Origin of the sequence: Desulfovibrio fairfieldensis (assembly GCF_001553605.1) — a bacterium.
GTDB lineage: Bacteria > Desulfobacterota > Desulfovibrionia > Desulfovibrionales > Desulfovibrionaceae > Desulfovibrio > Desulfovibrio fairfieldensis.
On the sequence record NZ_CP014229.1, the window covers coordinates 1,189,814 to 1,212,300 of the forward strand.

Genomic DNA, 22,487 nt, shown 5'->3' on the forward strand with positions numbered 1-22,487 from the left:
AATTATCTTGACTTTGAAATTCATTTTCAATTATAAAGAGGTCACGTAAAGCGGATACAAACGGTTCTTTTCGCCACGGGGGTCAGCGGGAAGGCCATAGCCAGGAGAAAAGCTATGTGCGTTACCTTGATCGGCGGCATGGACAGGCTGAAGCCCGAGTATATCGCGGCGGCTAAGGAAGGCGGCCACAGTCTTAAGTGCATCAGCCGCAATGAACGGAATTTCATGGACAAGATCGGCAATCCGGACAGGGTGATCGTGTTCACCAACAAAATTTCCCACGAGGCCAAGCGCAAAGCCATGCAGTTGGCAAGGTCGCGCAATATTCCCATCCATATGGTGCATTCGTGCGGCGTCTCCTCATTGCGGGAATGCCTGCGCTCTTCATGAATGCTTGACATCCGGAGGACAAGTAGCTAGTTCATTTCGGAAATGAATTTCATTTTTATGGAGTCCCGGCAATGAGAGATATTCGGGTCACGGATTGTGGGCGGCAGGTGGTCCCTGCCGCCGGTTATGCCATGGGGGAGGTTCCGGCATGAGTGCGGTGAGGCAGTTCAAATCGGTGGAGGAAATGCACAGCGGATCGTCCGCAATGGTGCGCATTGCGCTGGCGGGCAATCCCAACTGCGGCAAAACCACGGTGTTCAATGGGTACACCGGGGCCCGCCAGCATGTGGGCAATTACCCCGGCGTGACAGTGGACAGAAAGGAGGGCCAGTTCGTCTTCAACGGCGAGCCGGTGACACTTGTGGACCTGCCCGGAACCTACAGCCTGACCGCCTATTCCCAGGAAGAACTGGTGGCCCGGCGCGAACTGGCGGCCAACAATGTGCAGGCCGTCATCGATGTGGTGGATTCCTCCGCTCTGGAACGCAATCTGCTGCTGACCGTGCAGATGCTGGAAATGGGCATGCCCGTTGTGCTGGCCTGCAATATGATGGACGAGGCCCGCGCCGCGGGCATCCATATTGATATGGACCGGCTGAGCCGGATGCTGGGCATTCCGGTGGTGCCCATGGTGGCCCGTACCGGCGAGGGACTCAAAAAAGCCATGGAGCTGGCCGTTGGCCTGGCCCGGGCGGGCAAACGGGACCCCTTGCGTCTTTCCTACGGCGCGGACCTGGATACCGCGCTTCTGGAGCTGGAAAAAGGCATTGAGAGTTCCGGCCTGCTGGCCGCGCGGTACCAGTCCCGCTGGGTGGCGCTCAAGCTGCTTGAGGGCGATGGGGACATGCTCAAGGAAGCCCGCGCCGCCGACGCCAAAACCACGGCCGAACTGGAAGCCATCTGCAAAAAGGCGGTGGCGCATGTCCGCGACACGCTCAACACCAATATGGAATCCGTGATCACGGACCACCGTTACGGCTACATCCGCAGCATCCTGCGTGACGGCATTGTGAGTCAGGATCCGGGCAAAAGCCGTCTGGCTCTTTCCGACAAGCTGGACAAAGTGCTGACCAATGCCTTTTTCGGCCCGCTGATCATGCTTGGCGTGCTCTACATGATCTATCAGATCACCTTTGAGGTCGGCGCGTATCCCCAGGGCTGGGTGGAAGACGGTTTTGCCTGGCTGGGCGACTTCTGCACCAGCGTGCTGCCCGAGGGCTTGGCCCAGTCCCTGGTCGTGGACGGCATCATCGCCGGTGTGGGCGGCGTGGTCAGTTTCGTGCCCCTGATCATGATCATGTTCGCCCTGATCTCCTTTCTGGAAGACAGCGGCTACATGGCCCGCATGGCCTATATGATGGACCGGATTTTCCGCTTCTTCGGCCTGCACGGCGCCTCGGTGATGCCCTATGTCATTTCCGGCGGCATCGCGGGCGGCTGCGCCATTCCCGGGGCCATGGCCACCCGCACCCTGCGCAGCCCCAAGGAAAAGCTGGCGACCCTGCTGACTTTGCCGTACATGACCTGCGGGGCCAAACTGCCGGTCTTCCTGCTGCTGGCCGGGGCCTTTTTCCCGGAAAACGCGGCCACGGTCATGTTCCTGATCATGATTACCGGCTGGGTGGCGGCTCTGGTGGTGGCCCGCCTGCTGCGTTCGTCCATCGTCAAGGGCGAAGCCACGCCTTTTGTCATGGAACTGCCGCCGTACCGCATGCCCACATTGTTCAGCGTGTTGCTGCACTGCTGGGAACGCGCCTGGATGTATTTGAAAAAGGCCGGTACCGTGCTTCTGGCCATTTCCGTGGTGATCTGGGCCGCCATGACCTTCCCGTCCCTGCCTGAAGAAGCCGCCGCTCCTTTTGAGCAGAAGATCGAACAGCTCGAAACGCAGGTCAACGCGCTGCCTGAAGGCGCCGAGGGACGCGAGGCCCTGGAAGGGGAACTGGCCGATGCGCGAGACCAACTCGGCGAAGAGGAGCTGGCCTACTCCGTGGCCGGGCGTCTCGGCAGGTTCGTGGAGCCCGTGACCAAACCCGCCGGTTTTGACTGGCGTACGGACATCGCCCTGCTGGCCGGCATCGCCGCCAAAGAAGCCGTGGTCGCCACCATGGGCACCGCATATGCGCTGGGCGAGCAGGACCCCGAAGACGCCGCGCCTCTGGCCGAACGCCTCAAGAGCGATCCCTCCTGGTCCAAGGCCACGGCCCTGTCCCTGATGCTCTTCGTGCTGCTCTATTCGCCCTGCTTCGTGGCCCTGGTGGTCATCCGGCAGGAGGCCGGAAGCTGGGGCTGGGTGGCTTTCAGCATCCTGTTCAACACGGCGCTGGCTTATGCCATAGCTGTGGGGGCCTACCAGATTGGCCGGACCGTCTGGGGCTAACGACAATTCCCTGTTTGCAAAGATCTGGCCGCGCGGGCGGCGGCTTTCGCCGCCCACGCGGCACAGTTGATGCCCCGCGCCGCATGCCTTGACAAAGGCGTTGCGGCGCGGGCATTATTTCCGGCATTGCGTTCCGCCCGCCGCCGATCCGCGTCGCGGACGGAATCGCGCGACGTCGCCGCCGCTATTCCGGCGGCAGAGGAGAGCGCATGGGTATGCGGGCCGGAGCCTGTTTGCTGGTCATTTTTCTTTTCCTTTGGCTCTGCCCTGACGCACGCGCCTGGGATGCTTATGTGGTGCGGGTGGAGGACGGCAACACCGTCTCGGTCAGCGAAAAGGCGGACAGGGACGAGCCTACCGCCATTCTCCGTTTTTACGGCATTGACGCGCCCTCTCTGAGCCAGCCCTTCGGCCCCGATGCGCGGGACTTTCTGCTCCGACTGATGCCCAAGGGCACCAAGGTGGGCGTGGACAGCGTGGGCGAGGACGACAAGGGCGCGGTGAGCGCCCTGGTCCAGGTTGCCGGAACATCCGTCAATTACCAGCTTTTGGTCGAGGGCCTGGCGTGGGTGAACCGTTCGACGTGCAAGGCCATGTTCTGCCGCCGCTGGTACATTCAGGAGCATCAGGCCGTTGTGGACCGGCGTGGTCTCTGGGGCCTGAATATGAGCACGCCGCCCTGGCAGTGGAGCCGGTGAGCGGCGGGCCTGGAGCAGAGGAACTTTGAAATTTTATAAATTTCAAAGTCGGCATTCTGGCGAAAAACGTGGTTATCGTTGCTGTCGCTCCCCGTATGGCTCCGTTGTCGCAACGGGGACAGCCCTTCGGGCTGCCTTCGGTCGCTTCGCCAGAATCCACGCCGCGTTGTGGCGGCTGCCGCTTTCGCGTCAGCAGGGCAATTTCAAAATGAAATTGTTCTAAAATGCAAGGAGTGGATATGAGCGCTGTGTGCCCGCAGGACGTGCGGGATTTTCTGGACAACTGGCAGGCTGATCCGTTGAAGGCCAAAGAGGCTTTCGTGGTCTACAAGGACTTTCTCGTGGGCCTGTCCGGCGTGAGCCTGGATTTCAAGGCCCGGCCGGGCATCAGTTATTCCCTGCGCGCCCGGCATGAGGCGCAGCGGAAGCGCGAGCTTTTCGTGCTGGTGGACGTGGTGGACGACGAACCGGAAAGCCGCTGGCTGTCCGTCTGCTTTTACGCCGACATGATTACGGATCCGGACGAAAAGGGCGATTACGTGCCCGAGGGCCTGATGGGCGAGGATGCCTGCTGCTTCAACCTGGATGAGGACGACGCGGCCATGCGCGCGTATATCGCCGCCCGTCTGGCCGAAGCCGCCCGTGCCGCTGCCGCCGGGGCATGAGCGTACTGAGCGGCCCCTGTGTGGCCATTGATTTTGAAACGTCCGGCTATGCGGCCCACAGCGCCTGCGCTGTGGGCCTTGCGCGCATTGAGGACGGCCGCGTTACGGATTGCTTTTACCGTCTGTTGCGGCCGCCGTCCGCGCGCGTGCTGTTTACGGAAATCCACGGCCTGACCTGGCCCATGCTCAGGGACGCGCCCACCTTCGCCCAGGCTTGGCCGGAAGCGGGCGCGATATTGTGCGGAGCGCATTTTCTGCTGGCGCACAACGCCTCCTTTGACCGGCGCGTGCTCCTTGCCTGTTGCCGTGCCGCCGGTCTGCCCGCGCCGGAGGCGCCTTTTCTCTGCACCCTGAAAGGTTCGCGGCGCAGCCTGCCCCTGCCGTCCAAAAAACTCAATCTGGTCTGCGAGTATTTCGGCATCGCGCTCAACCACCACAATGCCGCCTCCGACGCGCAGGCCTGCGCCGAAGTCTATCTGCGGCTGCGCGGCCTCGGCGTCACGGACGCCCAGATGCGCCTCTGAGCGGCGTCATGGCCCTGTTCGGAAAAACGCCCTTGCCGGAATCCTGACTTTCGCCGCATCCTGTCCCCGCTCTGAAGGGACTTCGGCCGCGCCAAAACCTTGGCGCGGCTTTTATCTTTTATCTGCAATTATCTGAATTCGTACATAAAACAGACTGTGGAACAAACTTTGCTTCTCCGGGGCAGGCATTCCTGTCGGGAATGCGGGAGGCTTTATGAAAAGTATGTTCAACAGCCAGATCGGTCTTGTCAGCCGGGTCATGGATATGCAGCTGCAGCGGCAGAACGTGATCACCAGCAACCTGGCCAATGTGGAAACGCCCAACTACAAGCCGCGCGAGCTGGCTTTTGAAAAAGAACTGCAAAGCGCGCTGGGCCTGGACATGAAGGGGCGCATGAGCGCCACCAGCGAAGGGCATATGCCGGCGGCCTTTAATCCGGACAATTTCGGCCCTGAATGGTCCAAGCAGTTCAAGCCGCGCCAGATCCACGGCGAGGACCGCGTCAGCCTGGACAAGGAAATGGCCAAGCACGCTAAGAATCAGCTGCAATACACCGCGCTTACCCAGATTATGAGCAAAACCTTCGAAGGCATGTCCACCATAATCCAGGACGGCAAGCAGGCTTAGCTGGGAGATCGTTATGGATTTTCTGACCGCACTCGATATCGGCGCTTCCGGACTGACGGCAGACCGCACCCGTATCAACACCATCTCCATGAACCTGGCCAACGCCAAAACCACGCGCACGCCCCAGGGCGGCCCCTACCGGCGGCGCACCGTGGTGCAGGCGGCAACGGACGTGGACGATCCTTTTTCCGTGCACATGCGCTCGGCCCTGGACCGCGAGCTCAAGGGCGTGCGCGTCATGGCCGTGACCATGGACAAGCGCCCGCTCAAGCAGGTCTATGAGCCTGGGCATCCCGACGCCAACGCCGAGGGCTATGTTTCGTATCCGGACATCAATGTGGTGGAGGAAATGGCCAACCTGATGAGCGCCCAGCGCAATTACGAAGCCAATGTCACCACCGTGGAAGCCATCAAGGGCATGTACAACAAGGCCCTGGAAATCGGCAAGTCATAGGCCGTGCAAGTCGATAGGAGTATGTCATGAGCGTTCAGGCACTGGGCTTGCGGGCCTACAGCGATGCGTTGCAGCACTTCAACAAGGTGGACGGCTCTCTCAAGCAGGGCATGCCCGTGGGCAAACAGACCTTGTTTTCCCACACCCTGGACCAGAGCCTGCTGCGCGACAGCGTGGACAAAGGGGAGACTTTCGGCGCGCAGGCCGATTTCATCCGCTACCCCGACCAGCAGCACACGCCCGTCACGCCGTCCAACAGCTTCGGCGACACGATCAAAGGCTCGCTGAACAAGGTCAATGAGCTGCAGAGCGCCAAGGCCCAGGCCATTGACGACTTCGCCTCGGGCCGCAGCCAGAACGTGCATGAGCTGATGATCACCATGCAGAAATCCAGCCTGGCCATGAAGCTGACCAGCGCCGTGCGCGGCAAGGTGTTGGAGGCGTATAAGGAAATTTCCAAGATGCAATTCTAGAAAGCGTCGTCACGAATATCTTTTCGGTTATCTCTGCGTCAAACTTCGCCCGCTTTTTCAGCCGAGTACCATAAGAGTACACTCCTTCAAAACGGGCTTGTTTTCCTTGATATAACACGAAAATCTATCTCGTGACGACACTTTCCTGCGACAGGTCCGCATTTCCCGCACGATAAAAAAATTTCTTTCCGCACAACAGTCAGCCCCGCGTCCGTGTCCGGCGCGGGGCTGACTGTTTTCTGGTCTTGCGTCACAAATTTGAACAATCAGGACGACTCGCCTTGTATTTTATTAAATATTGTTGTTTTTCAATGTGTTAAAAATTGGCATGGCAATTGCTATTCCTGGGCAATGCCCGGCTTGCTGCCGGAAAGACTGAGAAAGGACCGGGGGAAACGCCATGCCCGCTTTCATTGCGAATTTCGTGGACACTCTGAAGGGAATCTGGAGCAAGATGAGCGTCATTCAGCGCGTGGCCGTGGCAGGCGGCGCGGTGGCGCTGCTCGCGGCTGTCATCGGACTCTCGGTCTGGGTGGGCCGACCCGAATACCGTGTGCTCTATTCCAATCTGGGGGCGGAAGACGCCAGCCATGTGGTCAAGGCCCTGCAGACCGACAAAATTCCCTATCAGCTGGCCGACAACGGGGCCACCATCATGGTGCCCAAGGAAGTGGTCTACGACCAGCGCATCAAGATCGCCGGAGAAGGCGGTCTGGTGGGGCAGGGCATCGGCTTTGAAATTTTTGACAAGGTCAAGGTGGGCCAGACCGACTTTGTGCAGAAAATCAACTACACCCGCGCGCTCCAGGGCGAACTTTCGCGCACCATCAGTGAATTCCCCAGCGTGGAAAGCGCCCGCGTGCATCTGGTCATCCCCCAGCGCAGTCTTTTTGTGGAGGAGCGCCAGTCCCCCTCGGCCTCGGTGGTGCTCAAACTGACCAATCCCAACAGCAAGCCCGATCAGAAAGAAATCAGCGCCATCCTGAACATGATGCTCATGGCCGTGGAAGGCCTGGACAAGGGCCACGTGTCCATCACGGATAACGGCGGCAAGGTGCTCTATCAGCCGGAAGAAGACAGCCTGGCCGGTGCCAGCAGCACCCAGATGGAGCATCGCCTTCAGGTGCAGCGCAATCTGGAACGGCGCATTGAGGAAATGCTGCAACCCCTGTTCGGGCCGGGCCGGGTCATCGCCAAGGTCAACGCGGACATGGATTTCAGCCAGAAAACCATTCGCCGGGAATTTTTCGACCCTGAAAAAACCGCCGTGCGCAGCGAACAGCGCAGTGAGGAAAGCCAGCAGGGCCGGGCCAATCTTGAAGCGGGCGCGCCGGACACCAATTTTCGCGGCGACGGCATCACCGGCTCCGTTTCAGACCAGAACGGCACCCGCGAAACCCGCACCACCAACTACGAAATCAACAAGGAAGAGCAGCAGATCGTCGCCAATGTGGGGGATTTGCGCCGCCTGACCGTTGCGGTTATCATTGATGGGACGTATGAAAAGGCTGACGGCAAATGGTCCTTTGTGCCCCGCAAGGCGGAAGAGCTGGATCGCGTGCGGCAGCTGGTTTCCAACGCCGTGGGCCTGGACAAGGGGCGCGGCGACTTGCTGGAGGTGAGTTCCGCTCCCTTTACCGATTCGGAACCGCCCAAGGACCCCAATTTCGCCGACTTGCTGGCCGATTACGCCGAGCGTCTGGGCAAACCGTTGCTTAACGCCCTGCTGGCCTTCCTCTTCCTGATGCTGATCGTGCGGCCAGTGGTGCTGGCACTGATCCGGCCCAAGGTGGAAGCCGGGGAAATGGTGGAAGGCCTGGAAGGCCTGCCCGCGGCCGAGGAACAGCTTGCCCTGTACGAAGCCCTGGAAGAAGCGGCCAAGGCCGACGAGGAAGGTCCCGAACAGGAAGAGGATGACGGCGAGTTGGTGTTCAAGGATATTGAAGCCCTGAAAGCGCACATCTTTACCCTTTCCGACAATCACATGGAACAGGTGGTGACCTTGGTGCGCGGATGGATGAGGAATGATGAAACAGCAAAGGCCTGATCTTAAATCGCTGCCGTCCGGGGGCGGGGGAACGTCCCGCCTGCCTTCCCTGGCCGAGCTCAAGGCTTTGCGGCATGCCCAGAAGGAAACCAACCAGCGGGTGGAGGAGTTGAAATTGCGCCTCTTCCACTTCACGGAACAGCACATGGACCAGGCTGTCCGGCTGATCCGGCGCTGGCTTGAGGACAGGGAAAAATAACAACGGACGCCCTCCAGTGCGCGCGTACCCGAGCTTTAGAGCATTTTCACCATGAAATTCTCTTTACTGTTAAAATGCTCGGCCTTGCGAGACGAAGTGGAGCAAGGCTCGCGAGATTTCCGTAGGCGGGCTTTGCCCGCCGTCAAGCGGAAATCTCAAGTGTAATTACTTTTAAGGAGTAGGGGATGGAGTTGACCGGCCATCAGCGTATTGCCGTGCTGTTGCTCGCCATGGGCGACAAATTTACGGCTGACGTCTTCAAGCGCATGGAGCGGCAGGAAATAGCCGACGTCTCCAAAGCCATTGTGGAACTGGAGCCCGTGCCCAGGGAAACCGTGGAGGAAGTGCTGCGCGAGTTCCATGAATCCCTGGTGGACGGCGTGGATATGATCTCCGGCGGCAGCGATACCGTGAAGCGTCTGCTGGTCAAGAATCTGGATCCGGAAACCGCCAAGTATGTCATGGACTCCCTGAGTCTGGATACCGGCCCCGCGCCTTTCCGGGAACTGGAACAGGTCAGCCCGCGTCTGCTCTCGCAGATCCTGCGCAATGAGCATCCCCAGACCCTGGCCCTGATCATGGGCCACCTCAATCCGGACCAGGCCGCCAATTTGTTGACAAGCCTGCCCGCCGGCGTGCGCTCCGAAGTGCTCACGCGTCTGGCCAAACTGGAATCCGTGCCCGAAGACATGCTCATGGAAGTGGACAAGGTGCTCACCAGCCAGCTTATCGCCATGGGCGGCAAGGAAGGCAAAAAAGTGGGCGGCGTGCAGTCCGTGGCCGAAATCCTCAACGCCGTGGACCGTGCCACGGAAGAGGAAGTGCTGTCGGAAATCGAGGAAGACTCCGCCCAGATGGCCGAGGACATCCGCAACCTCATGTTCGTCTTCGAGGACTGCAAGAATATCGACGACCGGGGCGTGCGCGAACTGCTCAAGGAGATTTCCAACGAGGATCTTACCCTGGCCCTGCGCGGCGCCAGCGACGACCTCAAGGACAAGTTTTTCAAGAACATGTCCGAGCGCGCGGGCAACATGATCCGCGAGGAGCTGGAATTCATGGGGCCCACCAAACTTTCGGACGTGGAAACCGCCCAGCAGAACATCGTCAAGATCGTGCGCCGCCTGGAAGCCGAAAACAAGGTGGTGGTCAGCCGGGGCGCGGGCGAGGTCTTCGTCTAGAGCGGATCAGCTTTGAAATGCACTGCATTTCAAAGCTGACGCCGCCACCAGAGCATTTCAACATTTTCAACGTTGAAATGCTCCAACCTTCGTGCGGCCCCGGCGGCGGCTCAATCTGTAACTGCGGGAAGCGGCCATGGCGTCAGACGAATTGCGCAAAAAATGGGGCACCATCTTCATGGGGGAGCGCGAAGCCACCGTGGAGCAACTGGACGCCATGCAGGAGCCCATGCGCCGCGAGCGGCTCAAGCGGGAGCAGCAGGAAGATTATCTGGAGCGGGTGCGCGCCAGGGCGGCGGACCGGGCGCGCGAAATTCTCGGCGCTGCCTATGCCGAACGCCAGAAAGTGTTGGAAGAGACCAGGGCCGAGGCCGAAGCCGAGCGCCAAAAACTGGTCCGCGAAGGCGAAGCCCTCAAGGCGGCGGGCAAAACAGCCCAGGAGCAGGCCGCCGCGGAACTGGCCGCGGCCAGGGCCGCGCGTGAAGAGGCCGAACGCATCCGCGAGGCGGCCCATGACGAGGGCTTTCAGGCCGGTATGGATCAGGCCGGGGATGAACTCAGGGAATTCCGCGCGGATCTGGGGCAGTCCCTGGCCGTGGTGCTGCGCGCCATTGACGCCCAGCGGCAGGCCATCGGCGATTCCTGGCGCGAGGAACTGGTGGAGCTGGTGCGGACGGCCGTCGGCGCGGGCACGGGCTGGTTGCTGGACAAAGAGCATGTGGCCATTTTGCGCTCTCTGGTTCTGGAGGCCCTGAACCTGCTGGAAGACCGGGCTACCGTGACCGTACGCGTCAATCCCGAGGATGAGGCCACGGTCAGCGACATGTTCATGGCCGCGCGCGAGCGCGCGCCGGAACTCAAGCAATGGATCGTCAACGGCGACACGGCCGTTGAACGCGGCGGCCTGGTGGCTGAAAGCGTCAGCGGCAGCGTGGACAGTCGGCGCGAGCATTTCCGGGATCTGGTGGACGGCATTCTGAGCCATCTGGCTTTGCCCGTGCGCGAGGACGAGGAAAAGGACGCGCCCGCCGTGCATGAGCTGGTGGAGCGCGAAGTACGCAGAATCGCGACGCTCGCGCCCGAGCCGGACCATTCGCCTGAGGCCGCCTCTGATGCTGCTTCCGAGATTATCCCTGAGCCGGAAGCTGTGCCCACTGTTGATACGGCCTCTGAATCCGACTTCGAACCGGACCTGCCCCAGGAAGCTGCCGTTCCCGGGGCGATACAGCCTCCAACGCCCGTCCCTGCGGCCCCGTCAGCGCCTGAGCCTGGCGCGGCCTCCATTTCTGCGGAAGAGTCCGAACCTGGCCGTGCGGCAACGCCGCCGACCTCGGTCGCACCGGAGCCGGAAGACGAAATTTCCCCTGCCCCCCCGGTACAGGAAGTACGGCCCGAACCCGCGCCGCCCATGGATGCGGGCGTACAGCCCAATGTTTTAGCCGAGGATTTGCCCGAAGATTTACCCGAAGCCTGGCTGCCCCCTTTGGGCGAGGAAGGGCCCCGTATCAAAGCCGCTCCCTCTGCCGCCGCCCGGCCCGAAGCTGATACGGACGGCTACGAAGGTACGGCGGCTGCGGCCGTATTTGACGCGGCCCCAGATACGCCCGACGCTTCGGCCAAGGAAAACCCCAGCCTTGCGGAGCTGGAGGAAGAGCTCTTTCCCGTGGAGAACGGGGACGAGCGCGAGGTGCTTTCCAATGGCGGTTTTTTGCCGGGCGCGGATGGCAAGTAGAATTTAATACTTGGACTGTTCCTAGAGCGGATTGCCTTTGAAACGCTACACGTTTCAAAGGGATCATTCCGGCAAAAAGCGCTGTTGTCGCTGCTGTCGATCCCCGTATGGCTCCGTTGTCGCCAACGGGGACAGCCCTTAGGGCTGCCTTCGGTCGCTTTTCCGGAATCCACGCCGCATTGCTCTTGATGCCTGTACGCCCTTTGGGCTACAGGCACGGCCCTACGGGCCGCCCGTCGGGTCGGTCTTCGCGGCGCGCCTCACTGTGTTCGGCGTTAGAGCATTTTGCGCTTGGAATTATCGATTAACGGCGAAGTAAATTCGCCTTGCAATAATTTTGCTGTGCGGATTTTTACGGAAAATCCACACAGCGCGTTGAGATATTTTTAATATCAAAACGCTCTAGCGGCGGATCGGGAGTGAGAACGTCATGAAACTGGACCCGCGCGCCTGTTCCCAGCTGTTGCGCGCCAGCAATCCTATCCGGCTGTTCGGCAAGGTCAACAAGGTGGTTGGCCTGGTGGCCGAGGGCGGCGGACTGCGCGCCCCCTTGGGCGCGGTCTGCCATATGCTCCCCGACGGGGAAAGCGAGGGCATCGCCGCCGAAGTGGTGGGCTTCCGTGACGGCAATCTGTTGTTCATGCCCTACGGGGACATGCGCGGCATCCGGCCGGGCAGCCTCATCCGCAATACCAGCTTGCCGCCGGTTTTTCCCGTGGGGCCGGAGCTGCTGGGCCGGGCTTTTGACGCCTTCGGCACGCCCCTGGACGCCGGGCCGCCCGTGAGCGCGGAAATCTACACCTCGCCCCTGCCCGCCGGGGATCGGGGCCAGGCCGACTTTCAGCGCCAGCTGGAAATCCAGGCCCCTTTCACGCCGGAATGGGCCATAAAGGCCAGAGCCCAGTGGCATCCCGAGCTGACCCCCATTTACGCCGACCCGCCCAGCCCGTTGCAGCGTCCGCGCATTACGGACATCCTGGACGTGGGCGTGCGCTCCATCAACAGCCTGCTGACCCTGGGCAAGGGACAGCGCGTGGGCATTATGGCCGGTTCCGGCGTGGGCAAATCCACGCTCATGGGCATGATGGCCCGCTATACCAGGGCCGACGTCAACGTCATCGCCCTGATCGGCGAGCGCGGCCGCGAAGTGGTGGAATTCATGGAACGGGACCTGGGCCCCGAGGGCATGGCCCGCTCGGTGCTGGTCATCGCCACCTCGGACCAGTCCCCACTGGTGCGTATGCGCGCGGCCTACGCGGCCACGGCCGTGGCCGAATATTTCCGCGACAAGGGCATGGACGTGCTCTTGATGATGGATTCCGTGACCCGTTTTGCCATGGCCGCGCGCGAAGTGGGCCTGGCCGTGGGCGAGCCGCCCACCACCAAGGGCTACACCCCCTCGGTCTTCGCCCAGCTGCCCAAACTGCTGGAACGCGCCGGGCGCTCGGCCAAAGGTACCATCACCGGCATTTACACCGTCCTGGTGGACGGCGACGACTTCAACGAACCCATTGCCGACTCGGTGCGTTCCATTCTGGACGGGCATATCGTGCTCACCCGTGATCTGGCGGACCAGGGGCATTTTCCGGCCATCGACGTGCTGCGCTCCATCAGCCGTCTGCGTTCGGACATCTGCCAGAGGGAAGATGTGCTGGCCGGGCGGGTGATCACCCGGCGCATGAGCACCTTCCGCCGGGTGGAGGACATGGTCAATATCGGGGCCTATGCCAGGGGCAGCAATGCGGAAATAGACGAAGCCATTGCCGCCATGCCGGACATCAACGCCTTTCTCTGCCAGGATGTGGGCGACCCGCAGTTTCTGGAGCAGTGCATGGCGCAGATGCGGGCCCTGGCCGAGGTGGGTCGGCCCGAGGCACCCGCGCCGTTGCCCGGAGGCGCCCGGGTGGCGCCCCTGCCGCAGGGCTAGGGGATGTCGCCATGAGTGTCTTTTCGATTATCTCTGCATTGAATTCGCCTTTTATTCCGGTCAAGTACCAGAAGAGTACACTCTCCTCATAAAAGGCTCTTTCTCCTTGATATAACACGAAAATCCATCTCATGACGACACCCCCTGAGCAGCCCCGGCGGCCCGCCTTGGGGGCATGCCGCGTCCGTGCGGCAAGCCCTGACGGCCTTCGCACAGGTGTGCCCTCTCTCTTCGTTGGGACCTCTCTTGAAGCGGTCCGGAGATTGTGCTAGAAAAAACAATCCCCGCAATCCGGCGGAGCAACGCGGCGCGGCTTGGCGCGCGGCATGCGCATCCACCCTCACGGGGCGGCAGAACCGCCGACGGAGTCGCCATGTCCCTTTCCCGTCTGTTGGGTTTTCTCACGCGCTCCACAAAAAAAGCCTCCGGCGGGGTTGCGTCCGACGTCGGCGAAGCCGAGCGTTTTTTCGCCCTGCGCCATCACTCCTTCAAGCTCTTTCTCACCGCCTGGAATAAGTTTCAGGAAACCATGACCGAAGTGGAGTATACGCTTTGTTGCGATCACCCCTTCGGTCTGTACCGCGTCCGCGCGCTCTGCACCAGGGTCGCCACCCAGGTCTTTCAGTGCATCCAGCAATTGGAACGCCTGGATCCCACCCCTGGCCCGGCGCTCTATGCACGTTTCGCGGAGCTGCAAAAGACCGTGGCCGCCGAAGTCTATGAGCCGGAATCCTGTCTGCTGGGGCCGCTGGTGCTGCCGCTGGGCCACGGGAATCTGGACGACGCCGGAGAGGAAGCCTTGGTGGACCCGGCCACGGCCCGTCTGGAGAGCCTGCGCGGGCGTTTTCCGCAAGCCGTGCCCCTCGGCTTTGTGGTCACGGCGGCGGGCTGTCAGCATTTTTTCCAGAGCGGCGACCTGCAAAGCGAGATCAATCGCCGGATTCAGGCGGCGGGCGGTTTTGGTCCGGAGCATCTGTCCAAGCTGTCCGAAAGTTTGGGCAGTCTGGTGGAAAACACATTGTTGCCTGAAGATCTGGCCGAAGCCGTACTGGCCGAGGTGCGCGCTCTACGCGACCGATGTCAACGGCCCATGCGTCTTTTGCTGCGGGGCCGCCTCTGGCCGCGCCCGGTTCCTGAAGGTGAAAACGAGAGCGACGATCCGGGCGCGGCGGAAAACGTCACGGATCCCGGCCTGTTGCTCTGGGGGCCCTCCGTGCCGCTGGACGCGCCGGACAAGGAAATTCTGAATGCCCTGCACGTCACCCTGGCCCGCAAGCAGCGGGCGCAGGCCCTGATCTACCGGCGGGCGCGCGGCCTTACCGAGGCCGGGGCGGGCGTCTGCGTGACCTGCCTGGCCGTGGAGGAGGGCGCCTGGGGCGGGCTGGCCCACACGGGCAATCCCCTGCAGCCGCATGGCGTCAATGTGCATGTCTATGCCTGCGACGGCCTGCCGCAGGACATGGAATATTCCGCCCTGCCCGTGGACCTGCTGCGCGTGAGCCGCAGCGCGCCGCACGAGGTGCGCGGCCGCGAACCGCACGACCCGGAGCATCCGGTTCTGGATGACGCCACGGCCCTGCGGGTCACGGAACTGGCCCTGGCTCTGGAGGACGTCGAAGGCCGCCCGCTTTCGTTGACCTGGGTCTGCGCCCCCGGTGCCCCGGTGCGGCTTTTGCTGGTACGGCCCATGATGTTGGCGTCGCAGGCGGATACGTCGGTCCTGCCCGTTCCGGACGAGGCCGCGTTGCCGTCGCCCCTGCTGGCGGGCGGCATGACGGCCAACCCCGGCCGGGTCTGCGGGCCCGTGGTGCCGGTCCGGACCTGGGAGGACGCGCGCCGCTTCCCGCAAGGCGGCATTCTGGTGCTGCCCGACGACAGATATCTCTGGGCTTCGCTCATCGACCGGGCCGCCGGTCTGGTAGCCGAGCGCGGCCTGCTGGGCTCCCGCCTGGGCTCTCTGGCCCGCGAATTCGGCAAACCGGCCCTTTTCGGATTGAACGGGGCTCTGGAAATCCTGCCCAAGGGGCGGAAAGTCACTCTCTGCGCGGATCTGGGCCGTGTGTACGACGGCCGGCGGGACGAACTGCTGGCCGGAGCCGCGAAACCGCGCGACTTCATGCCGGGCAGCCCGGTGTTTCGCATTCTCCAGCACGCGGCCGCCCATATTCTGCCCCTGACCATCGATGTGGACAGCGTGGACTTCAAAGCCGCCAACTGCGCCACCTACCACGACATCGCCCGCTACTGCCATGAAAAGGCGGTCAGCGCCATGTTCGCCTTGGGCGCGGAAAAAAAGTACGCGCCCCAGCGGGTCAAGCAGCTGCGGGATACGGTGCTCAAGCAATTCTGGGTGGTCAATCTTAGCGACGGCTTTGCCGCCACCCCTGCCGGGCCGGTCATTGATGTGGAGCGGATCGCCTCGCGGCCCATGCTCTCCCTCTGGCGCGGCATGAACGCCTATCCCTGGCAGGGGCCGCCGCCCGTGGACGGCAAGGGCTTTTTGTCCGTGCTGTTCGAGGCCACGGCCAATCCGCATCTGGACCCGGCGGCCCAGACCGCGTATTTTTCTGAAAAGAACTATTTCATGATTTCGCGTGATTATTGCAGCCTGCATTCGCGCTTCGGCTTTCATTTCGTCTCGGTGGAAGCGCGCCTGGGCGAGCGCAGCAAGGAAAATTATCTGCTGTTCCAGTTGCGCGGCGGGGCGGCGAACATTGAACGGCGCATCCTGCGGGTGCGTTTCGTGGCTGATCTGCTCTGGGAATTCGGCTTCGCGCCCGTGCTGCGCAACGACGCCGTCAGCGCCCGCCTGGAAGGCATGGACCCTGACGAAGGCGAACATCTGCTGGCTGTGGCCGGGTATATGACCATTCATACCCGCCAGTTGGACATGATCATGCAGGATACGGCCCAGGTGGCGGCCCGGCGCGAGGAAATGCTCGCCCATTGCCGGGATTTGTTCACGGGCCGGACGCTGCCCGCAACCGACGCTCAGGAGGCGCCCCCATGCCGTTGACGTCGCCCGCCCCTCTGCGGGGCTACAGAGCCATCTACCGCCGCCTGCTGCTGACCCTGCTCCTGCTGGCGCTTACGCCGCTGGCGGCTTTGGGTGTGTTCTGCCTGGACCGCATCAACAATATCTACGACGAGAAAATCAGCGCGGGCCTGGAGGCCGTGACCAGCAGCAAGCACCGCGCCCTGGACACCTTCATTGTGGAGCGGGTGGCCCAGATCAAAACCCTGGCCTTCACTCACCCCTATGCCGAATTGAGCGATCCCGCCCGGCTGAGCGAGATTTTCAGCGTCATGCAGAACAACAGCCGCTCCTTTGTGGATCTGGGCATTATCGGCATGGATGGCCGCCATGTGGCCTATGTGGGCCCCTATGATCTGAACGACGCCAATTACGCCGAGACACCCTGGTTTCACGAGGTGCTGCGCAAAGGTGTCTATGTCAGCGACGTGTTCATGGGCTACCGGCACGTGCCGCATTTCATCATCGCGGTGCTCCGGCACGAAGGCGGACGCAGCTACATCATGCGCGCCACCATCGACATGGAAGCCATCGACGCCCTGTTGCGCCGGGTCTATTCCGGCCAGCACAGCGACGCCTTTCTGGTCAGCGAGCAGGGCGTGCTCCAGACGGATTCCCTGTATCACGGCAAGATCATGGGCAAGTTCAAGCTGCCTTCGCTCAAGGCCGCGCACAACGGCATGCTGACCATGCCCCTGGACGCGCCCGCGGGCAAGGAGGGCGGCCAGAACCTGCTGGCGGCCATGATGCGTCTGGATTCCATGCCCTGGGTGCTGGTGGTGGTGGACGATGTGGGCGAGAGCCTGCAACCCCTGCGCCAGCTTCAGGTGCTGATCCTGCTCTTCGTGCTGCTGGGCAGCGCGGTGGTCAGTGTGGGCGCGGTGGTCTGCACCCGGCATCTGGTGGCCTCTCTGGCCGCTTCGGACCAGAAGCAGGCCCATATTGACGCCCGAATGCTGCAATCCAGCAAGATGGCGGCCCTGGGCAAGATGGCCGCCGGTGTGGCCCATGAGGTCAACAATCCCCTGATGTTGATTCAGGAGAACGCGGGCTGGATCCGGGATCTGCTGGAAGACGAAAAACCGGAGAGCATGAAAAACTATCAGGAGGTCCTGGAAAGCACGGAAAAGATCGAGCAGCACGTCAAGCGCGCCAAGGGCATTACCCAGCGCATGCTGGGCTTCGGTCGCCGCATGAACCCCAGCCGGACGGAAATACTGCTCAATTCTCTGGCTGACCAGGCCGTGGAAATGCTCAAAACAGAGGCCGCCAGCCGTAATATCGTCATCAAAAAGGAATTCGATCCGCAACTGCCCGTGATTCTGTCGGACCCGGCCCAGTTGGAGCAGGTCTTCATCAATATCATCGACAACGCCATTGACGCCATCGGCAAGGACGGCAGCCTGCGCATCCGCACCGAAGCCTGCGAGCAGGGCGCGCGCATTCTTTTTACGGACAGCGGGCCCGGCATGGACGAGGAAACCCTGAAACGCATTTTCGACCCCTTCTTCACCACCAAGAAGGTGGGAGAGGGTACGGGCCTGGGGCTGGCCATCTGCTTTACTATTCTGGAAAAGCTGGGCGGCAGGATTGAGGTTCAAAGCCAACCGGGCCAGGGCACCACATTTTGCATTACGTTGCCGCTTGAACCGGCTGAAAGCCCACAGGAAGAGGATGTTGAGGAGTAGCAGCCAACATCAGAGGTTGTCGTCATGAGTGCCCTTTCGGTTATTTCCACGTTGAATTCGCCTTTTATTCCGGTCGAGTACCAGAAGAGTACACTTCCTTTATAAAAGGCTCTTTCTCCTTGATATAACACGAAAATCCATCTCATGGCTTGAAATTTCCGTTGCGGTAGCGGACGGCAGAGTCGGAAGTCAGATGAACGTTTTGAGCCAGGAGCGCCTATGCGTGTATTGTTCGTGGACGATGAAGTAGAATTCCTGCAATTGATGGAAAAGCGCCTTTCCCGGCGCGGCATGGAAGTGAGCACCGCCCCGGACGGGCAGAGCGCCCTGGATATGCTGGATGCCGTCCTGGCGGAAGGCGGGGAAATGTTCAAAGTGGTGGTCATGGATGTGCGCATGCCCGGTATGGACGGCCTGGAAACCCTGCGGCATATGAAGGCCAAGGCCCCCGAACTGCCGGTGATCCTGCTCACCGGACACGCCTGTATGGGCGTGGCCGTGCAGGGCATGGATCTGGGCGCGTACGACTATATGCTCAAGCCCGTGTCCATCAGCGAATTGATCATCAAAATGGAGGAAGCGGCCCGTTCCGCTGCCTGATATGACCATGTTGAAGCACCTGCGCCGCTGGCTGGGCCGCGGGGAACCGCCCGCGCCTGATTCGGCCGCACTGGCTCGCGAGGAGGAATTCAAAGCCCGCCTGCGTGAGCGTTGCGCGCGTTTCCGGCGTTTGCTTTCAGCCAACAAAAGCGCCCTGGAAGCCATGAGCGATGTGGAAGAGCGCCTCGGCGGCGTCAAAGCCTTCGGCATGGACTATGTGCGCGCCGTGAGCACCCGCGCGGTGACCGCCGTGTTCCAAATGGTGCGCGAGCTGAACGCTCTGTCCGACAACGGCTACGCCCCCCTGCAGGAGGCTTTTGACCGTATCCGAGGGAACATGGAACGCCTGCTGGCCCAGCCGGAGCATCTCGCGCAAGGGCCGCTGATCCTGCCCCTGGCCGAGGTGCGGCTGGCCGATCTGCCCAGGGTGGGCGGTAAAATGGCCAATCTGGGCGAGCTGGCCGCCAATGTGGGCCTGGCTGTGCCCGACGGCTTTGCGGTGACGGTGGCAGCCTACTATCGTTTCATGGCGCACAATGGCCTGCAGAGCGAGCTGGAGCGCCGTATCCAGGCCACGGACATGCGCAGCCTGGACGAAGTGTTCAGCCTGTCCGCGGCCCTGCAGCAATGCGTGCTGGCGGCGCCTCTGCCTCCGGACCTGGAAGCGGCCATTACCGAAGCCGTGGCGGCCATGAAAGCGCGGGCCGGGGACGACCTGCTTCTGGCGCTGCGCAGCAGCGCCGTAGGCGAGGATGCCTTGGGCGTGACCTTTGCCGGGCAGTATCGTTCGGAACTCAACGTGCCGCCCGAAGAGGCCTGCGAAGTCTGGAAGGAAATCGTGGCCAGCAAATACGCGGTCACGGCCATGAGTTACCGCTATCAGCGCGGCATTCCGGATGACGCGGCTCCCATGTCCGTGGGCGTGCTGGCCATGGTTCGGGCCGCGGCGGGCGGCGTGGCCTACAGCCGTGATCCGGTGGCCGCCTCCCAGGGGCAGGAGAGGGTCGTGCTCAACGCCGTGTCCGGTCTGCCCCAGGCCGTGGTGGACGGGGCGGTCACGCCTGATGTTTTTGCATTCAGCCGTGAAAATCCGCCGCATCTGCTGGAAAAGCATCCGGCGGATGCGGAAGTCGCCCCCAGCCTCACCGACGCCCAGGCCGCCAAACTGGCCCGCGTGGCCTTGGCCCTGGAAGAATATTACAATGAACCTCAGGATGTGGAATGGGCCCTGGAAGCCGGGGATGGACGCATTGTGGTTTTGCAGAGCCGGCCTTTGCACGAAGCCTACAGGGGGCACGAAGCCTACAGGGGGCACGAAGCCTACGGTGAGCGCGAGGCCGAGAGGGGGTGGAATCCGGGAGCTCAGGCGGCGGAACTGCCGCCGGGACTGACCGTGCTGGCGGGCGGCGGCGTGCCGGTGAGCCCCGGCGTGGGCATGGGACCGGCCTTTGTGGCCCGCAAGGAAGCGGACATGCTCTCGTTTCCCGAAGGCGGCGTATTGGTGGTGGAGCGGGCCTATCCCCGCTGGGCCACGCTGTTGGCGCGGGCCTCCGGTTTGGTCAGCGAAACCGGCGGCATGGCCGGGCATTTGGCCTCCGTGGCCCGTGAATACCGTCTGCCCGCCATTTTCAGCCTGCCGGACGCCTGCGGCCTCCTGGAAAAAGCCGGTGACGTGACCCTGGATGCGGACCGCAATGTGGTTCTGGCCGGACGTCAGGCCCAGTTGATCCCGTCCGTGAGCGCGCCGCCCAACCTCATGGCGGGCAGCCCCGTGTATCTGCGCCTGGAGGCGCTGGCCCGGCTCATGACTCCCTTGCATCTGCTGGACCCGGACGCGCCGGAATTCGCGCCGCAACATTGCCGGAGCCTGCACGATATCACCCGGTTCTGCCATGAAAAGGCGGTGCGGCTGATGTTCGACGACGATGCGGGCGTCGGCCGGCGCATGGGCAAGCAGCTCAAGGCCGGTATCAAATTGCAGTACTGGGTGGTGGACATGGGCGGCGGTTTCACCCGGCAGGTCAGCGGCCCGGTGGTGGATTTGTCCGAAATCGCCAGTGGGCCCATGCTGGCCCTTTGGGAAGGCATGGTGGCCGTGCCTTGGGCCGGGCCGCCCGTCAGCGGGGCCGCGGGCTTTATGAGCGTGGTTTTTGAAAGCGCCATGAATCCGGAACTGGAAAGCACCGCGCCCACCACCATGGCGGAACGCAACTTCTTTATCATCGGCGAGCATTACATGATTCTGCAGGCGCGCTACGGCTATCATTTCTGCACCGTGGAATGCCTGGCCGGAGAAGACAGCCATGAAAATTTCGTAAACTTCCAGTTCAAGGGCGGCGCGGCGGACCGCGAGCGCCGCCGCCTGCGCGCCCGGATGCTGGCGGGGCTGCTGGAAGGGCACGGCTTCCGCGCGGACGTCAAGGATGATTCGCTTTTTGCCGTGGCCGAAGGCTTCGGCGCTACGGAGACTCTGAAGAAAACACGTCTGTTGGGCTATCTGCTGATTCACAGCCGCCAGGTGGACATGATCATGCTGGAAAGCGCCAGGGCCGAGGCACTCAGGGAAAAGCTGGCCGGGGATATGGCCGCCCTGGCCGAAACGCCCCTGAACGCCGGGAAAAAACGGACGCATTGACAGCGCCCGGCCCCTGCCATATTACTATGACCGTTGACGCATCACGGGCAGTTAGCTCAGCTGGTGGAGCACCGCCCTTACAAGGCGGGGGCCACAGGTTCAAGTCCTGTACTGCCTACCATAAATAAATCAGGAGCTTGGGAGTAAAACCACAAGCTCCTGTTGTTTTAGGGTGATGAGACGGCACAAGCCCCTGGCAATCATGATTGCCAGGGGCTTTTCTATATCTTTGGCTGACGCTTATGCTGGTACGCTTGTTTTCTGTACTAGGTTAAAATCCGCCAGTTGGGAGCAGACCGTATCGAGCAGATTGAGCGGGCGGGCGAGGTTTTCGCCTATCGGGCGCAGCTCAAAGCCGGATATCCCGTTCGGCGTAGCCTATGCCTAATGGTGCGTGTTCGGCATTTTCGGGGCGCTTGTCATTGGCTTCCTGGCCTTCCACCAGAAAATCTCCCGCCGTAAACGTATTGGCATAATCCTGCTGACCATAGGCATTGTCTGTATGTCTCTCGCCTGACAGGTCTGCCGGAGGTTCAGCGTAGCCGGAAGGCAAAAGGCAGCTGGACCAGCGTATTCACAGGCTGCCCCTTGAGTTTGCCCGGGACGAAGCGCATGCTGCGCGCGGCGTCGAGGGCGGCTTCCTCAAAGTAGCCGCCGGGGGTCGCCTTGACCACAACGCAGTTGCGGGGCTTGCCCGCGGTATCCACGACCAGTTGCACGGTTACAGTGCCCTGCACGTTCATGCGGCGAGCCTTGGTGGGATATTCTGGCGCCACCCGGCGGGTGATGCTGGGCCGCTGGTCCAGCGCGTCGTTGTCATATGCGCTGAGTCCTCCCACATTGCGGGGGACGGGTCCGGCAGGCGCGGAGGAGACTGCGGGCCTGGGCGGCGGCGTGGGGGCGGGTTTCGCCTTGGGCGCTGCTTTTTCACGCTTTTTGGGGCTGATTTTTTTCACGTCCGGTTTGGGAAGCGGCTTTGGGACTTCCTGTACCGCTTCTTTGGGTTGCGGTTGCGGCTCTTCCGGGGGCTGCGGAGGCGGTGCGGGCGGTTCGGGAGCTGCCTGCGCGGGTGCCGGTTGGCTGGGGGTTGGGGCCAGTTCAGCCAGAGCCACGCGATAGACTCTTTCCGTACTGGTGGTAACATCCCGCGCCAGCAGCAAAAAGCCGCCCAGCAGCAGGGCGTGCATGCCCAGCGAGAAGGCCAGGGCTGTGCCGCGGGTTGCGGTCCGCAT

The 22,487-nt window shown here is 62.1% G+C and carries 18 protein-coding genes and 1 tRNA gene; 18 read left to right on the plus strand and 1 reads right to left on the minus strand.

What is annotated here, in order from left to right:
• Nucleotides 1-114: 114 nt before the first annotated feature.
• The 18 genes from AXF13_RS05095 (at nucleotide 115) to AXF13_RS05180 (ending at nucleotide 21,376) form a co-directional block, all read left to right on the plus strand.
• A complete protein-coding gene (locus AXF13_RS05095) occupies nucleotides 115-390 on the plus strand; it encodes a DUF2325 domain-containing protein (protein ID WP_008683651.1) in 276 nt (91 codons plus the stop codon).
• Between the two features lie 148 nt (nucleotides 391-538).
• On the plus strand, nucleotides 539-2,770 hold the full coding sequence (gene feoB / locus AXF13_RS05100; RefSeq protein ID WP_150116082.1) for a ferrous iron transport protein B: 2,232 nt from the start codon (nucleotides 539-541) through the stop codon (nucleotides 2,768-2,770).
• Between the two features lie 209 nt (nucleotides 2,771-2,979).
• Entirely contained in the window at nucleotides 2,980-3,468 is a 489-nt protein-coding gene (locus AXF13_RS05105) for a thermonuclease family protein (protein WP_062251908.1), read from the plus strand.
• 239 nt (nucleotides 3,469-3,707) lie between these two features.
• On the plus strand, nucleotides 3,708-4,133 hold the full coding sequence (locus tag AXF13_RS05110) for a hypothetical protein (RefSeq protein WP_008683657.1): 426 nt from the start codon (nucleotides 3,708-3,710) through the stop codon (nucleotides 4,131-4,133).
• Nucleotides 4,130-4,657 (plus strand): 3'-5' exonuclease, encoded by a 528-nt coding sequence (locus tag AXF13_RS05115; protein ID WP_062251909.1) that lies wholly within the window; start codon nucleotides 4,130-4,132, stop codon nucleotides 4,655-4,657. The genes AXF13_RS05110 and AXF13_RS05115 overlap by 4 nt, the downstream gene beginning before the upstream one ends.
• Before the next feature lie 214 nt (nucleotides 4,658-4,871).
• Nucleotides 4,872-5,285: a flagellar basal body rod protein FlgB gene (gene flgB / locus AXF13_RS05120; protein ID WP_008683661.1), complete on the plus strand. Its 414-nt coding sequence runs from the start codon at nucleotides 4,872-4,874 to the stop codon at nucleotides 5,283-5,285.
• Nucleotides 5,286-5,298: 13 nt separating this feature from the next.
• Nucleotides 5,299-5,739: a flagellar basal body rod protein FlgC gene (gene flgC, locus AXF13_RS05125; protein WP_008683663.1), complete on the plus strand. Its 441-nt coding sequence runs from the start codon at nucleotides 5,299-5,301 to the stop codon at nucleotides 5,737-5,739.
• Nucleotides 5,740-5,765: 26 nt separating this feature from the next.
• Nucleotides 5,766-6,212 (plus strand): flagellar hook-basal body complex protein FliE, encoded by a 447-nt coding sequence (gene fliE, locus AXF13_RS17405; RefSeq protein ID WP_008683665.1) that lies wholly within the window; start codon nucleotides 5,766-5,768, stop codon nucleotides 6,210-6,212.
• A gap of 400 nt (nucleotides 6,213-6,612) precedes the next feature.
• Nucleotides 6,613-8,259 carry a flagellar basal-body MS-ring/collar protein FliF gene (fliF, locus tag AXF13_RS05135; protein ID WP_008683669.1) on the plus strand — a complete coding sequence of 549 codons (1,647 nt, stop codon included), beginning with the start codon at nucleotides 6,613-6,615 and terminating at the stop codon, nucleotides 8,257-8,259.
• Nucleotides 8,240-8,458, plus strand: a complete 219-nt coding sequence (locus tag AXF13_RS05140; RefSeq protein WP_223299978.1) for a flagellar M-ring protein FliF — start codon at nucleotides 8,240-8,242, stop codon at nucleotides 8,456-8,458. The genes fliF and AXF13_RS05140 overlap by 20 nt, the downstream gene beginning before the upstream one ends.
• Nucleotides 8,459-8,643: 185 nt before the next feature.
• Nucleotides 8,644-9,639 (plus strand): flagellar motor switch protein FliG, encoded by a 996-nt coding sequence (gene fliG / locus AXF13_RS05145; protein WP_008683673.1) that lies wholly within the window; start codon nucleotides 8,644-8,646, stop codon nucleotides 9,637-9,639.
• 136 nt (nucleotides 9,640-9,775) lie between these two features.
• The gene (locus AXF13_RS05150; RefSeq protein WP_062251910.1) at nucleotides 9,776-11,371 is read left to right on the plus strand and encodes a FliH/SctL family protein; all 1,596 of its coding nucleotides are present in this window, start codon (nucleotides 9,776-9,778) and stop codon (nucleotides 11,369-11,371) included.
• A gap of 430 nt (nucleotides 11,372-11,801) precedes the next feature.
• On the plus strand, nucleotides 11,802-13,298 hold the full coding sequence (locus AXF13_RS05155; RefSeq protein ID WP_062251911.1) for a FliI/YscN family ATPase: 1,497 nt from the start codon (nucleotides 11,802-11,804) through the stop codon (nucleotides 13,296-13,298).
• A gap of 373 nt (nucleotides 13,299-13,671) precedes the next feature.
• Nucleotides 13,672-16,314 (plus strand): PEP/pyruvate-binding domain-containing protein, encoded by a 2,643-nt coding sequence (locus AXF13_RS05160; protein WP_062251912.1) that lies wholly within the window; start codon nucleotides 13,672-13,674, stop codon nucleotides 16,312-16,314.
• Nucleotides 16,305-18,020 (plus strand): sensor histidine kinase, encoded by a 1,716-nt coding sequence (locus AXF13_RS05165; RefSeq protein ID WP_062251913.1) that lies wholly within the window; start codon nucleotides 16,305-16,307, stop codon nucleotides 18,018-18,020. The genes AXF13_RS05160 and AXF13_RS05165 overlap by 10 nt, the downstream gene beginning before the upstream one ends.
• 219 nt (nucleotides 18,021-18,239) lie before the next feature.
• Nucleotides 18,240-18,620: a response regulator gene (locus tag AXF13_RS05170; RefSeq protein ID WP_062251914.1), complete on the plus strand. Its 381-nt coding sequence runs from the start codon at nucleotides 18,240-18,242 to the stop codon at nucleotides 18,618-18,620.
• A gap of 1 nt (nucleotide 18,621) precedes the next feature.
• Nucleotides 18,622-21,255 carry a PEP/pyruvate-binding domain-containing protein gene (locus AXF13_RS05175; protein WP_062251915.1) on the plus strand — a complete coding sequence of 878 codons (2,634 nt, stop codon included), beginning with the start codon at nucleotides 18,622-18,624 and terminating at the stop codon, nucleotides 21,253-21,255.
• Nucleotides 21,256-21,300: 45 nt separating this feature from the next.
• Nucleotides 21,301-21,376: transfer RNA gene (locus AXF13_RS05180), tRNA-Val, on the plus strand.
• A 412-nt stretch (nucleotides 21,377-21,788) separates the two neighbouring features.
• Here AXF13_RS05180 and AXF13_RS05185 read toward each other — a convergent pair.
• Nucleotides 21,789-22,487, minus strand: a complete 699-nt coding sequence (locus AXF13_RS05185) for an energy transducer TonB (protein ID WP_062251916.1) — start codon at nucleotides 22,485-22,487, stop codon at nucleotides 21,789-21,791.

Bases quoted from the DNA above. Each gene is read 5' to 3' on its own strand.
- feoB (WP_150116082.1), top strand. From the start codon at position 539: ATGAGTGCGGTGAGGCAGTTCAAATCGGTGGAGGAAATGCACAGCGGA.
- AXF13_RS05110 (WP_008683657.1), top strand. From the start codon at position 3,708: ATGAGCGCTGTGTGCCCGCAGGACGTGCGGGATTTTCTGGACAACTGG.
- flgC (WP_008683663.1), top strand. From the start codon at position 5,299: ATGGATTTTCTGACCGCACTCGATATCGGCGCTTCCGGACTGACGGCA.
- AXF13_RS05105 (WP_062251908.1), top strand. From the start codon at position 2,980: ATGGGTATGCGGGCCGGAGCCTGTTTGCTGGTCATTTTTCTTTTCCTT.
- fliF (WP_008683669.1), top strand. From the start codon at position 6,613: ATGCCCGCTTTCATTGCGAATTTCGTGGACACTCTGAAGGGAATCTGG.
- AXF13_RS05155 (WP_062251911.1), top strand. From the start codon at position 11,802: ATGAAACTGGACCCGCGCGCCTGTTCCCAGCTGTTGCGCGCCAGCAAT.
- AXF13_RS05160 (WP_062251912.1), top strand. From the start codon at position 13,672: ATGTCCCTTTCCCGTCTGTTGGGTTTTCTCACGCGCTCCACAAAAAAA.
- fliG (WP_008683673.1), top strand. From the start codon at position 8,644: ATGGAGTTGACCGGCCATCAGCGTATTGCCGTGCTGTTGCTCGCCATG.
- AXF13_RS05170 (WP_062251914.1), top strand. From the start codon at position 18,240: ATGCGTGTATTGTTCGTGGACGATGAAGTAGAATTCCTGCAATTGATG.
- AXF13_RS05185 (WP_062251916.1), bottom strand. From the start codon at position 22,487: ATGCGGACCGCAACCCGCGGCACAGCCCTGGCCTTCTCGCTGGGCATG.
- AXF13_RS05115 (WP_062251909.1), top strand. From the start codon at position 4,130: ATGAGCGTACTGAGCGGCCCCTGTGTGGCCATTGATTTTGAAACGTCC.
- AXF13_RS05165 (WP_062251913.1), top strand. From the start codon at position 16,305: ATGCCGTTGACGTCGCCCGCCCCTCTGCGGGGCTACAGAGCCATCTAC.
- flgB (WP_008683661.1), top strand. From the start codon at position 4,872: ATGAAAAGTATGTTCAACAGCCAGATCGGTCTTGTCAGCCGGGTCATG.
- AXF13_RS05175 (WP_062251915.1), top strand. From the start codon at position 18,622: ATGACCATGTTGAAGCACCTGCGCCGCTGGCTGGGCCGCGGGGAACCG.
- AXF13_RS05095 (WP_008683651.1), top strand. From the start codon at position 115: ATGTGCGTTACCTTGATCGGCGGCATGGACAGGCTGAAGCCCGAGTAT.
- fliE (WP_008683665.1), top strand. From the start codon at position 5,766: ATGAGCGTTCAGGCACTGGGCTTGCGGGCCTACAGCGATGCGTTGCAG.
- AXF13_RS05140 (WP_223299978.1), top strand. From the start codon at position 8,240: ATGAAACAGCAAAGGCCTGATCTTAAATCGCTGCCGTCCGGGGGCGGG.
- AXF13_RS05150 (WP_062251910.1), top strand. From the start codon at position 9,776: ATGGCGTCAGACGAATTGCGCAAAAAATGGGGCACCATCTTCATGGGG.